This window comes from Actinomadura sp. NPDC049382 (genome assembly GCF_040677125.1).
Taxonomy (GTDB): Bacteria; Actinomycetota; Actinomycetes; order Streptosporangiales; family Streptosporangiaceae; genus Spirillospora; species Spirillospora geliboluensis.
This window is the reverse complement of sequence record NZ_JBFARO010000057.1, coordinates 38,370-50,798: the sequence shown is the minus strand read 5'-3', so window position 1 is coordinate 50,798 and position 12,429 is coordinate 38,370. Positions and strand designations below refer to the sequence as shown.

The 12,429-nt window shown below is 71.8% G+C and carries 11 protein-coding genes; 4 read left to right on the top strand and 7 right to left on the bottom strand.

Annotated features, from left to right (window positions below; translation table 11 throughout):
• Positions 1–443 precede the first annotated feature (443 nt).
• Positions 444–1,184, top strand: coding sequence for a hypothetical protein (locus AB0K34_RS28005; RefSeq protein ID WP_364551940.1), 741 nt, complete (start codon positions 444–446; stop codon positions 1,182–1,184).
• Between the two features lie 5 nt (positions 1,185–1,189).
• On the opposite strand, the gene AB0K34_RS28000 is transcribed toward AB0K34_RS28005, so the two are convergent.
• The 4 genes from AB0K34_RS28000 to AB0K34_RS27985 form a co-directional block, all read right to left on the bottom strand.
• Positions 1,190–2,587, bottom strand: a complete 1,398-nt coding sequence (locus AB0K34_RS28000) for a serine/threonine-protein kinase (protein WP_364551938.1) — start codon at positions 2,585–2,587, stop codon at positions 1,190–1,192.
• 52 nt (positions 2,588–2,639) lie between these two features.
• A complete protein-coding gene (locus AB0K34_RS27995; RefSeq protein WP_138639523.1) occupies positions 2,640–3,707 on the bottom strand; it encodes an NDP-sugar synthase in 1,068 nt (355 codons plus the stop codon).
• A 31-nt stretch (positions 3,708–3,738) separates the two neighbouring features.
• Positions 3,739–4,887, bottom strand: coding sequence for a glycosyltransferase family 1 protein (locus tag AB0K34_RS27990; protein WP_364551935.1), 1,149 nt, complete (start codon positions 4,885–4,887; stop codon positions 3,739–3,741).
• Between the two features lie 123 nt (positions 4,888–5,010).
• Positions 5,011–5,715, bottom strand: a complete 705-nt coding sequence (locus tag AB0K34_RS27985) for a class I SAM-dependent methyltransferase (protein WP_138639521.1) — start codon at positions 5,713–5,715, stop codon at positions 5,011–5,013.
• A 65-nt stretch (positions 5,716–5,780) separates the two neighbouring features.
• Here AB0K34_RS27985 and AB0K34_RS27980 point away from each other — a divergent pair, with 65 nt between their 5' ends.
• Positions 5,781–6,749, top strand: coding sequence for a lysylphosphatidylglycerol synthase domain-containing protein (locus AB0K34_RS27980; RefSeq protein WP_240808284.1), 969 nt, complete (start codon positions 5,781–5,783; stop codon positions 6,747–6,749).
• Complete coding sequence (gene trxA / locus AB0K34_RS27975) at positions 6,746–7,069, top strand: thioredoxin (protein WP_138639520.1); 324 nt, start codon at positions 6,746–6,748, stop codon at positions 7,067–7,069. The genes AB0K34_RS27980 and trxA overlap by 4 nt, the downstream gene beginning before the upstream one ends.
• Here trxA and AB0K34_RS27970 read toward each other — a convergent pair.
• From AB0K34_RS27970 to AB0K34_RS27960, 3 genes are read right to left on the bottom strand one after another with little or no spacing between them, the layout of a single operon-like run.
• Complete coding sequence (locus tag AB0K34_RS27970) at positions 7,044–8,132, bottom strand: glycosyltransferase family 4 protein (protein ID WP_364551933.1); 1,089 nt, start codon at positions 8,130–8,132, stop codon at positions 7,044–7,046. The genes trxA and AB0K34_RS27970 overlap by 26 nt on opposite strands.
• A gap of 17 nt (positions 8,133–8,149) precedes the next feature.
• Complete coding sequence (locus AB0K34_RS27965) at positions 8,150–9,205, bottom strand: glycosyltransferase family 2 protein (protein ID WP_364551930.1); 1,056 nt, start codon at positions 9,203–9,205, stop codon at positions 8,150–8,152.
• A 40-nt stretch (positions 9,206–9,245) separates the two neighbouring features.
• A complete protein-coding gene (locus AB0K34_RS27960) occupies positions 9,246–11,306 on the bottom strand; it encodes a hypothetical protein (protein ID WP_364551927.1) in 2,061 nt (686 codons plus the stop codon).
• Between the two features lie 122 nt (positions 11,307–11,428).
• Between AB0K34_RS27960 and AB0K34_RS27955 the strand changes: the two genes are divergently transcribed.
• A complete protein-coding gene (locus tag AB0K34_RS27955; protein ID WP_364551924.1) occupies positions 11,429–12,313 on the top strand; it encodes a TIGR03089 family protein in 885 nt (294 codons plus the stop codon).
• Positions 12,314–12,429: the final 116 nt, after the last annotated feature.

The following is a 12,429-nucleotide window of genomic DNA, read 5'->3' as shown; positions in this document are numbered from 1 at the left end:
GGGTGGGACGGAGTCCCATCGCGAAGCGACGCCGAAGGCGCCCTTGACTTTGGAGGGGCGGCCCCGTACGCAGCGCCGCCCCCACCACAATTCCACGAACACCGAACAGGCCATCCGGAACACCAGCCACGCCAAAGCGCCGAGGATCCAGCTCTCGGCATGTCCAGCCGTATGCCGGAACACCACACTCGGTTTGATGCCACTGCACCACTGACCCCTTTTCATCCGTTAGGCGAAGTGCGGCCCCGGCAAGGCCCGGCCACCTCCTCACGACCATCGCCGCCCTACAGAACTACGTGATCACCCAAAGACCAAAAAAGGCTCCCTGGCCATCACCCGCCTCGCGCGCCTGCCCGCCTCAGAGTTCACATGCAGTCGAGGCGGAACGGTGAGTACTGTGAGGCGTGCTTTCTCAGCCCAGTGAAGCCACGAGCACTTGGTGGGTGATGATGCACGCCGCTGTCCGTGATGGCCGTCCTCTCACTTTGTGGCAGGCCACCAGAATTCTGGTAGTAGCAGCCACCTCGGTTGGGATCACGGCGTGCGGCTCTTCCGGAGGGACCCCGGATGGCGCCTCTCACTCCCGCGCCTCCGCAGCCGCCGTTGTACGGGATGGCGCCGGTCTCTTCCTGGAGGTTCCCGACGTAGCTGGGCTGGTCGCCGGATCGCTTCCGCCGGACGTCGCCAAGAGCAGGTACTGGCGTGATCCCTTCAACGACCGGACGGGGAAGCAGTTCTTCTCGTGGAAGGTCTTCGACCTTCGACACAATCGCAACCTGACCGTCGAAGTGACCAGGAAGGCGAGCGTCGCGCAAGCCCGGGAAAAGGCCGCTTACGTCCGGACGGTTCTCGCGGACGATGACGTGCGGGAAGGCAGGCAGATCATCCGCACGAGCAAGGCGACGGAGGTCCCCGGCATCGCGGACGAGTGCCTCGGCTTCCGCATCTCACGCAAGAACGCCATGAGCGCGCTCCCGGACGACCCCGGCCAGAAATACGCCATGAGCGGCCGGTACCTCTACTGCCGTCTCGGCAACGTCAACATCGTGATCGACTGGGAAGGGCTGGACTACTCCCAGCCGGGGACCGTGGATGCCGGAACCGGGCTGGGCGACGTGGCCGCCGACCGCGATACGCGGCGCATCGCCCACTCCATCGGAGCGGCATTGCGGAGCTTTCGATAGAGCGGTCAGCTTTGCGGGCCGGCGGAGTTGGCGGCTTCCTCGGATGCCGCGGTCAGCCACGGCTCAAGGTCGCCGTCTCTGGTGAGGTCGGAGCGGTAGGCCATGACGGTGACCAGGTAGCGGAAGTGCACCCGGTTGCGCGAGTGGCGATAGTACTGGCGGCCCGGGATGAGGGGCCTGATGTCGGCTCCGTCCGGTTGGTGCCATGTGGTGAGGTGCCAGCGCGCGAGGCCGTTGAGGTAGTCGTACATGGCCCTGGCCGTGGCGGCGTCCGGGAAAGGGAAGATCGAGACTGAGACCCGAAGCGGACGGCCGGTCGCGGGACAGGAAGCCCGCTCTTCGTAGAGTCCCGCCATCACCTGCGTGCAACCGTGGGCGGTGATCTCCTCGAACACTTCTTTGGCGGTGAGCGGCCCATCGCCGGTGACCATTTGGCCGCACGGTCTGGCCCCGGCACCGACCAGGGTGAACTCGACGCCCTTCTCATCGGTGAACCTGCGGGCGAGCAGGGCGTCTGCGGTGAAGGGCGTCGAATCGGTGTCGCGGTTGTTCCAGGAAGCCGGGTCCAGGACGGGGCTGGTGTCGGTGTAGTCGAATCGGGTGTTCTCGGGCGGCGGGGATGTGGCACGGCCGGTGATCAGCATGTCGAGGACCTGGCGTGCCGTGGGACGCTCCGCGGGGTCCTTGGCCATGCACGCCAGGACGATGTCCAGCATGGGCGCGGCCAGGTCGCCGGTCTCGGGCGAGCCGGTCAGGACGCGTTTGATGCGGGCGGCCTGGCTCGGGCTGGGGAACGCCTCGCCTCCGGTGGCCGCGTAGATCATGACCGCTCCCCAGGCGAACAGGTCCGCCGACGGCCCCAGGGTCGTGCCCTCCAGTTGCTCGGGAGCCATGTAGCCGACGGTGCCGATCCGGGTGGCCGAGGAGGTGTCGGCGTCCAGCACGCGGGCGATGCCGAAGTCGATCACCCGCGGGCCGTCCGGGCCCAGCAGGATGTTGGCGGGTTTGAGGTCGCGGTGCACCACCCCGGCCGCGTGGACGGCGCTGAGCGCGGTGATGGTCTGCACCGCGAGGCGCTGCAGGTCACCGCCGGTGCGGGGGCCGTGCTCGCGGACCGCCTGGGCCAGGGTGGGGCCGTCGATGTACTCGGTGGCGATCCAGGGACGGGGCGCCTCGGCGTCGGCGTCCAGGATCTCGGCCAGGCAGAAGCCCTGGACCCGGCGCGCGTTGACCAGCTCCTGGGCGAAGTAGCGGCGCACCTGGGGGTCGTTGGCCAGGTGCGGGTGCAGGAACTTGATCGCCGCTCGGCGTCCGGAGGCGTCCTGTCCCAGGTACACCGAGCCGAATCCGCCCGAGGCCAACTCCCGGATCAGGCGGAAACCGCCCGCCCACTGCTCAGCCAAGGCCGCTCCCCTCGCTCACCTGCTCCCACTCAGCGTGCCTGCCCGGGGATGGTCAGGTGTCGGTGGAGAAGCGGATGGCGGTCGGGGGAAGTTCTATGCCGGGCCAGACGCGCAGGCCGGGGCGCAGTTCGTTGCCTGGGCCCACCACTGCGGCGTCGCCGAGGACCACGCCGTCCAGGACGGCACCGGGGCCCACCCGGGCGCCTCGGCTCAGGACGGAGTCGCGGACGGTGGCGCCCTCGGCGACGAAGGCGTCCTCCAGGAGGACGCTGCCGGTCACCGTGGCGCCCGACTCGATCACGGCGTTGCGGCCCACGGTGGTGCCGCCGCGGACCACGGCGCCCTTGGCGACGCGGGCGCCGGAGAGCGTCAGGCGTTCGCCCGGGTCGCCGGGCATGGCGGGGGACGCGAGGGCGCCCATGACGAGGTCTCGCGAACCCTGCACGAAAGCCTCAGGGGTGCCGACGTCCAGCCAGTAGGCCGACTCGACGTGGCCCATGACCAGGGCGCCGGACGAGATCAGCGACGGGAACGTCTCGCGCTCGACGGAGACGACCTCGTCCTCGGGGATCGTGTCGATGGCGGAGCGGCGGAACACGTAGCAGCCCGCGTTGATCTGGTTCGTCACCGGATGCGGGGTCTTCTCCAGGAAGGCGGTGACGCGTCCGTCGGGGGAGGTCGGGACGCAGCCGAAGCGGGACGGGTCGTCGACCTCGGTGAGGTGGAGGGTGACGGCGGCGCCGGCCTCCTCGTGCAGCTTCACCTGGGCGCGGACGTCGTGGCCGGAGAGGATGTCGCCGTTCAGGATGAGGACGGGGTCGTCCGGGCCGCAGGTCAGCGCGCGCGCCGCGTTGCGGATGGCGCCGCCGGTGCCGAGCGGCTCGCGCTCGCTGACGTAGGCGAGGTCGACGCCGTAGGCGTGGTCGCCGAAGGCGGCCTCGAACATCTCGGCCCGGTAGGACGTCGCGAAGACGATCCGCTCGACGCCCGACGCGTGGGCCCGGGCCAGCTGGTGGGCCAGGAACGCCACCCCCGCCGTGGGCAGCAGGGGTTTCGGGGTGGAGATCGTCAGCGGGCGCAGGCGGGTGCCCTGGCCGCCCACCAGGAGGATCGCTTCCACTCGGTTCCTTTCTCCGGGTTGGAGAGAGAGCCTAGTGGGTGCGAGTGGCGGTGTATTGGGCGACCGCGCGCTGGTATGAGGCCATGTGGGCGGTCGCGGAGGCCGTCCAGGAGAACTCCTGCGCGCGGGTGTGCGCGGCCTCGGCCAGGTCGGCGCGGCGGGACGGGTCGTCGATGAGCGCGGTCAGGGCCGAGGCGATGCCGGCGGCGTCGGGCTCGGTGTAGGCGACCGCGTCGCCGCCGACCTCGGGCAGCGGGCCGCGGTGGGTGGTGAGGACGGGCGCCCCGCACGCCATCGCCTCCAGGACGGGCAGCCCGAAGCCCTCGCCGCGGCTCGGCAGCGCGACGACGAGGGCGCCGCCGAAGAAGCCCGGCAGGGACGGCCACGGCAGGTAGCCGGGGCGCAGCACGCGCAGCCCGAGCGGGACGGTGGCGAGGGCCGCGTCGACCTCGTCGTCCCAGCCGCCGCTGCCCGCGAGGACGAGGGCGGGCGGGTCGTCGCGGCCGGCGCAGGCGCGGGCCCAGCCGCGGATCAGGTTCGGGACGTTCTTGCGCGGCTCCAGCGCACCCAGGTAGGCGATGTAGGGGCGGCCGTGCAGGCCGAGCCGGTCGGAGACCTGCTTGACCTCGGCCTCGGACGGGCGGTGGAACACCTCGTGGTCGACGCCGTGGTAGGCGACGTCGATGTGCGCCGGGTCGGCGCCGAGGACGCCGACCAGTTCGTCGCGGGTCGCGCGGGACGGGACGATCAGCCGGGTCGCGCGGCGGGCGGCGCTGCGGGTCGCCGACTTGATGTACGACGTGCGCACCGGGTCGTGCTGCTCGGGCTCGGCGAACAGGGTGACGTCGTGGATCGTCACGACGGTCGGCAGGGCCGCGCCCACCGGCATCGTGTAGGCGGGCAGGTGGATGACGTCCGCGCCGACGCTCTCGGCGACGCGGGGCAGGCCCGACTGCTCCCAGGCGAGGCGGGACGCGCGATGCGCCAGCGTCGCGGGGCCGGCGACGACCCGGGCCCCCGGGACGAGGCCCTCATAGCGTTTCTCGTCCGCCCGCTGGCAGGCGACGGCGAGGTCGGCGCCCTGCGCGTGCAGGGCGGTCAGGAGCCCGTCCACGTACCGGCCGAGCCCGCCGCGGTCGGCAGGCACGGCGGTGGCGTCGAGGAGAATTCGAGGCGCCACGGTCCACTCCCCCATCCAGCGCGGTGGCGTAGATCACTCTTTACGTTCCGAGCCTACGCCCGCCGGGCGGGCGCTCGGGTGACCTCGTTCCACGCGATTCACGATGGCCCTCTTACCCGACCGCTATCTCTTACGCGCTTGAACGAGCACAATGCTGCCCTGCTCGTTCGGTGCCTTGCGGTCGGCGAGGGCGACGAGCGGGGTCAGCGGCGCGGCGGCGTTGAAGCCGACCTTGCCGCCGTAGGTGGAAAGCGACAGGTAGAGGCGCTCCGTGGCGGCCGTGCGGAACTGGTAGCTGTGCCGGACGAGGTCGAGGCCGCGCTCGTCCATCAGCTTGCGCAGGCTTTCGTGGGTGTAGGTGTGCTGCACGTGGTACTTGGCCTTGTGCGCGTCGCGCAGCTTCGGCCAGGCGTCGGCGCGGCTGAGGACGTCGGCGGACATGAAGATCTGGCCGCCCGGCTTCAGCACTCGCGCCATCTCGTCCAGGGACTTGCCGCCGTCGTCGAAGTGCTCGATCGCGCAGACCGACAGGACCGCGTCGAACGAGCCGTCGGCGAACGGCAGCCTGAGGGCGTCGCACTCGATCAGCGCGGGCGCGTGCGCGAGCGTCCGGCCGTAGGTCATCTTGCCGCGGGCGAGGTCGATCGAGACGGCGTCGGCGCCGCGCCTGCGCGCCTGCCCGGCCCAGTACCCGTCACCGCCCGCGACGTCGAGGACGCGCTTGCCGCGCAGGTCGCGTCCCATCCAGCCGAGCAGCGTCCCCGCCTCCCGGTACCGGCACACGTGCACCTGGTGCCCCATGAAGGCGACCACATCCGAAATCTTCATCGTCCCCAACTCTAGGCCGAGCGCGCGGGTGGGAGGCCGCGTTCGCCTACGCTGGGCGCGTGAAGATGAAGGTCGTCGCCGTGCGCGCGCTGCGGGTGCTGCTGGTGCTGCTGGCACTGGCGTTCTGCGGCTACAGCGTGGCGTCCCAGTGGGACGACACGGTCCGCGCGTTCCAGCAGATGTCCTGGGCGACGCTCGCCGCGGCGCTGGCCGCGGGGCTGGCGGGGCTCTTCGTCTGGATGCTCGGCTGGCGGGAGTTCCTCGCCGGGCTCGGGTCGCCGCTGCCGGTGCGCGCCATCTTCCGGATCTCCGGGATCTCCCAGCTCGGGAAGTACGTCCCGGGCAAGGTGTGGGCGCTGGTCACGCAGATCGAGATGACCCGCGAGCACAAGGTGCCGCCGGAGCGCAGCTTCGGCTCGACGCTGCTGGCGGTGGCGACGTCCACGGCCTGCGGGCTGGCCGTCGCGGCGGTCACGCTGCCGCTGACGTCGGCGGCCGCGCGGGACGAGTACTGGTGGCTGTTCCTGCTGGCGCCCGTCCTGCTGGTGCTGCTGCACCCGAAGATCGTGACGTGGGCGCTCGGGACGATGCTCAAGCTCATCCGCCGCCCGCCGCTGGAGCACCCGGTGAGCCTCGCCGCGACGCTGAAGGCCATCGGCTGGACGGTGCTCGGCTGGGCGCTGTTCGGCGTGCACACCTGGCTGCTGTGCATGGCGGTGGGAGGCGACGGCGCGGGCCTGCCGTTCGTCGCGACCGGCGCCTACGCGCTGGCGTTCGTCGCCGGGTTCCTGGTCTTCATCGCGCCGGGCGGCATCGGGGCGCGGGAGGCGGCGCTGACGGTGGTGCTGACGCCGGTGCTGCCGGCGGGCGCGCCGGTCGTGGTCGCGATCGCGTCCCGGGTGCTGCTGACCGCCGCCGACCTGATCAACGCCGGGGTCGCGTTCCTGCTGGGGCGTACGGCGCCGGACGCGGGGAATGAACCGCCCTCCGAGGCGCTTGTGACGGGTACGCAGCCTACGAAGGAGGGACCGTGACGGCCCCGATCACCGTGACCGACGCGACATTCGCGGACGAGGTCCTCAAGAGCGACATCCCGGTGCTGGTCGACTTCTGGGCCGACTGGTGCGGGCCCTGCCGCATGATCGCCCCGATCCTGGAGGAGATCGCGCAGGAGAAGGACGGCAAGCTCAAGATCGCGAAGATGGACTACGACGCGAACCCGAACACGCCGAACTCCTACGGCGTGATGGGCCTGCCGACGCTGCTGCTCGTGAAGAACGGCGAGGCCGTGAAGCAGATCGTCGGCGCCAAGCCGAAGCGCGCCCTGCTCAAGGAGCTCGAAGGCCACCTGTGAGGGTGTCGACGTAGGCGGCCCACAGCGGGCCGTGGTCGACCGGGCGGACGCCGGAGCGCAAGCGCTCCGGCTCCCCCGGCTCGTAGAAGCGGCGCAGCGCGCCCGCCAGTGACGCGACGTCGTCCGGCGCGCAGATCAGCCCGTCGACGCCGTCCCTGACCTGGTCGGCGAAGCCGCCCACGTCGGTGGCGATCACCGGCAGGCCGTGCTCGTGGGCCATCCAGACGTTCTGCGAGGCGGTCGCCGTCCGGTACGGCAGGACGAGCGCGTCGGCGGCGGCGAACAATCCCGGAACGTCGGCGGCGGGGACGTACCCCGGACGCAGTTCGACCCGCGAGGTCAGGTCGAGCGAGCCGATCAGCTCGCGGGTCTCGTCGAGCCCGCCCCAGAACTCGCCCGCGACGGTCAGCGACACGTCGTCCGGGCCTTCGGCGAGGGCGCGCAGCAGGACGTCCAGCCCCTTGTACGGGCGGACGATCCCGAAGAACAGCAGCCGCCGGCGGACCTTCTCGTCGCCCGGTGCGGCGGCCCCGCCCGACGGCAGGTGCGCGGCCATCTCCGCGACCCGCACGGGACGGCTCGTCAGACCGCGCGCGACCTCGGCCTGCGCCTCGGTGTGGACGAGCACGCCGTCCACCTTCCGCAGCAGGCGCTTCATCAGCGGCTCGTCGTAGGGCTTCCGCTCGTGCGGCAGGACGTTGTGGCACAGTGCCACCACCCGCGTCCCCCGCCGAATGCCCGTGAGAATCCCCAGGTAGGACGGCACCTGGACGGTGCTCAGCACCACGAGCACGACCAGGTCGTGCGAGCGCAGCGCGCGGCCCGTCCGCCACCAGCCGTCCGGGCGCCGCCAGTCGAGCCGGTGCCGGGTGCCGGGGAACGGCTCGCCCTCCGGCTCGGCGATCGTCTGCTGCCCCGGGTACAGGAACGACGGGTACTGCGCCCGCCACGACTCGATGGCGACGTCGTGCCCGGCCGCCGCGAGCCGGTGCGCCAGCTCGGTCGTGTGCCGGGCGCCGCCGCCCTTGTACGGGAACGCCGGCCCGACGATCGCGATGCGCATGCCGCTGGACGCCACCGCTAGACGTCGCCGCGGGACCGGACGATCAGGTCCGCGAGCAGCGCCAGCGACGCGATGATCAACCCGGTCACGAAGATCATGATGGTGTTGTTGGCGAAGTAGCCGAAGTGCACCACCATGTCGAACACGCCCTTGCCGAGCCCGATGAGGATCAGCCACAGCGCGGGCGGCATCAGCACCTTGAGCGGGTTGAAGTACATCACCATCCGCAGCACCTGCAGGATGTAGCGGTAGGCGTCCTTGGTGAAGTGGAACTTGGACTTGCCGGCCCGCTTGGCGTAGTCGATCGGCATGTACCGGACGGGGTGCTGGTTCGACAGGAACGCGATCGTGATCGTGGTGACGCAGGAGAACCCGGGCGGCAGCAGCCGCAGGTACGGCAGCGACACCTCGCGGCGGAACGCGCGCAGCCCGGAGTTCAGGTCCGGGATCTTGGAGTTGGTGAGCCGTTCGGCGATCTTGCGGATGAACCACTTGGCGGGAACGCGCAGCACCTTGTGCGTGCCCTCCTCGGTGGTGCGCGCCCCGACGACCTGGTCGATGGACGGGTCGGTGTCGAGGGCGTCGACGAGGTCGGGGATCCGCTCGTTCGGGTACGACATGTCGGCGTCCGTCCACACGACGATGTCGCCGCGGGCCTGCTGGGAGCCGATGCGCCGGACGGTGCCCGAGCCGCTGTTGTGCTGGAACGCCATCACCCGCATGTTCGGGAAGCGCGGCTCCGCCTCGCGCAGCCGGGCGAGCGTGTCGTCCGTCGAGCAGTCGTCGACGGCCAGCAGCTCGTAGGTCTTGCCGCTGGCGTCCATCGCCTTGCAGATGCGCTCGACCTCGGCGATCACGTGGTCCTGCTCGTTGTAGCAGGGCAGGACGATCGTGACGTGGACGGGCCCGGCCTCGGGTGCGGGCGCGGGCGCGGCTTCGGGCGCGGGCTCGGGCGGCGCGGCGGCCTCTGGCTGCGCGGCGGCCTCGGGCTGGACGGGCTCGGCCGCGGGCTGCGCGGCGGGCGCGGTCGCGGTCGCGGTCTCGGTCGTCGGCTCGGCAGACTGGGTGCTCACGCAGCGCGAGGATACTCGCCCCGCCGAACCTCGGCAGCCGCTAAGGCGCGGACGGCTCCGCGATCCAGACCTCCATGGACAGTCCCCACGTCCCGCCGGGGGGCTTGGTGAGGGTGCGCCCGTCCTGCCGCGTCCGCACGTGGAGGACGCGTTCCGGCGTGCCGTAGGGGGCGACCTGCTCCCGCTTCGCCGCCATGATCACCGGACGCCGTCCGGCCCCGGTGACGCCGGCGATGACGCGCCGCACGTCGGCGGTCGTGGCGCCGCCGCTCACCCGCGCGGCGGGCAGCCCGCACATGCCGCGCACGACCTGGAGGAACCGGTCGGCCGTGGACTGCTCGACCACCACGACGGAGCTGCGCGGCTTCAGCGCGTCGCACATGCCGCGCACGGCGCCGACCTCGTGCTGCTCGGTCCGCGTCACCAGGAACCCGCCGGACGTCAGCACGATCGGCACCAGCATCAGCGCGACGCCGATGACCGTGCCCCGGTTCACCATCTTCGGCCCGTACCCGACGCGGCGGACGCGCCGCACCGTCCACGCGCACGCGAACACGGTGAACAGCAGCAGTCCGGGGATGACCAGGCCGATCAGCCGCCGGGACGCCCACGGATGGTCGGGGGTGATGCCCGGCCGCAGCAGCACCTGCGCGGTCGTCCAGACGACCATCGCGTAGGGAAGCAGCCACTCCGGCGACTGCCCGCGCAGCAGACGCCGCACCAGCAGCGCCGCGCCGAGCGTCGCGAACAGCAGCGCGGGGACGCCGATGTACCAGACGACCCAGTAGAGCGACAGCTCCGAGTACTGGCGGGTGCCGTCCACCGGCAGGTGCTGGATGCGCTGGATCGTCTCGATGAACTGGACGTTCAGCTGGTCGTCGCGTGTGGCGGGCACCCGGCGGACGGTCTGCACCAGCGGCCGGACCGCGAAGCCCGCCATCACCAGCACGGTGAGGACGGCGGCGACCCCGGGCAGCTGGCCGCGCGCCACCGCCGTGCCGAGCCGCCGCAGCCGCGTGCCCGTGCGGTCCGCGCGCAGCAGCACGACCATGGCGACGGTGGCGACGAGGATCGCCGCGCTGATCGCCAGCAGCGGCTTCAGCGACGACCCCAGATAAGAGAGGTAGGGCCGCGACAGCGTGAACCCCTCGACCAGGCCCGCGGCCGTGCCGAGCAGCAGCCCGCCGGCGACCCAGTAGCCGGTGCGCCGCCTGCGCCCGATGAGGAGGCCGGCGAACACGAGCACCGGCAGGACGTCCCGCAGCCCGTCGATCCGGACGAGCACGATCAGCCCGAGCGCCGCGCCCGCCAGGAACGCCTTGAGGTCGGCGCCGCGCCCCTCGTCGCGGCGCATGTCGTACAGCAGCGACAGGCCGCCCAGCAGCAGGACGATCGCGGGCAGCTCGCTGAACGTGCTGCGCGAGACGTAGAGCATCGGCAGCGTCAGCGCGAGCAGCAGCGCCCCGGCGGGCGCCCAGCGCGGGCCGGCGAGCCGCGCGACGAGCCCGGCGAACGCGAGCACGCAGCACGCGCCGAGCAGCGGCGCCATCAGCAGGATGCCGTGGGTGCCGCCGAGCCAGCCGCCGAGCGCGAGGATCAGCGGCATGCCCGCCATGAACTGCGGGACGACCGCGCCGCCGTCCTGGTAGAAGGCGGGGCTGGCGAACCCGAGGACGGGGTCGGGCCCGCCGAAGGCCGCCGCCGACTCGGGGATGGGCAGCGACCCGTGCTCGGCCAGCCACGTCGCGAACTGGACGTAGGACGCCGGGTCGCGCCGGACGACGATCTGCTCCGCGCACATCACCACCTGGAGCACCAGGAACGCGACGGTGATCGCGAGGACGCTCCAGGTGACCCACCGCGGCACCGACTCCACGCCGCCGGGGGCGTTGAGGCTCCCCCGCTTCGCGGCTTCGTCCACGCCGGGACGGGAGCGCAGGCCGAACCACAGCACCGCGGCCGCGACCGGCACGAACAGCGCGATCGCCGGGACCGGCCGGAACACGCCCGCCAGCAGCAGCGGCAGCGACACCGCCAGCCACGCCACCACGAGCAGCGCCGGGGCGACCGTGACGCGGACGAGCAGCCGGCCAGCGTTCATCGTCCCGCCCCGAGTCGGTGTGCGCAGAAATGGTGTGTGCGGTGGTCGTCCACCCGTGCGGAGCGTAGCGGCACCCGGTGGGTGGTGGGCCTCGGGCGATCATGCGGGCATACGCTCGGGCCATGAGCGAACCCGACCCGGGCGCGGCCACGCCCGCCGAGCTGCTGCGGCGGCGGGTGGCGGACGCCCCCGCCAACCCGCTGGTCACCTTCTACGACGACGCGACCGGGGAGCGCGTCGAGCTGTCCGCGAAGACGTTCGACAACTGGGTCGCCAAGACGGCGAACTTCCTCGTGGACGGGCTCGGCGCCGAGCCGGGCACCCGCGCCGTGCTCGTGCTGCCGCCGCACTGGCAGACGGCGGTGTGGCTGATGGCCTGCTGGTCGGCGGGCGTCGTCGCCGAACCGGTCGACCCGGAGGCGGTGAAGGGCCGCGCCGGCGAACCGGTGGGCGGTTCCGGGCCGTACTCAGGTGGGGGGACGACCCCCCACACCCCCCGGAAGGGCCCTTACATCCTGGCGGCGGCTCAGGAGGTGCTGGACGACGTGGTCGGCGACACGGAGGCCGAGGAGATCGTCGGGCTGTCACTGCACGCGCTCGGCGGCCCGCTCGCCGACTGCCCGCCCGGCGTGACCGACTACGCCGACGAGGTCCGCGGCCACGGCGACCGGTTCACGGCAGGGCCTGAAGTGACTCCAGGAGCTCCCGCGCTCAGTGTGACAAAGACCACACTCGGCCAGGGCGAGCTGGTGGCCGCCGCCCGCGAGGCCGCCGAGAAATGGGAGCTGGACGCACGCGACCGCCTGTTGGTTGACGTGCCGTTCACCACACTGGAGGGGGTACTGGCGGGTCTACTCGCACCACTAGCCTCGGGTGCTTCCGTCATAATTCAACGAAACTTTGACAAAGCCATCCTAGATCAACGCCTGACCGTGGAGCATGTGACGGTGGTGGCCGGCACGCCGGGTCCGAATGACGGATCCGGGTCCCCGTACCGGCTCTCCTGACCTACGCTCTCCTTGCCCTCGTCCAGACCCCGACCCCGGAAAGCGGGCGATCCCGTGTGGGGGACCATCACCCCCCACGCCCCCAAGAACCGCTGAGACCCCGGACCACGGAGCCG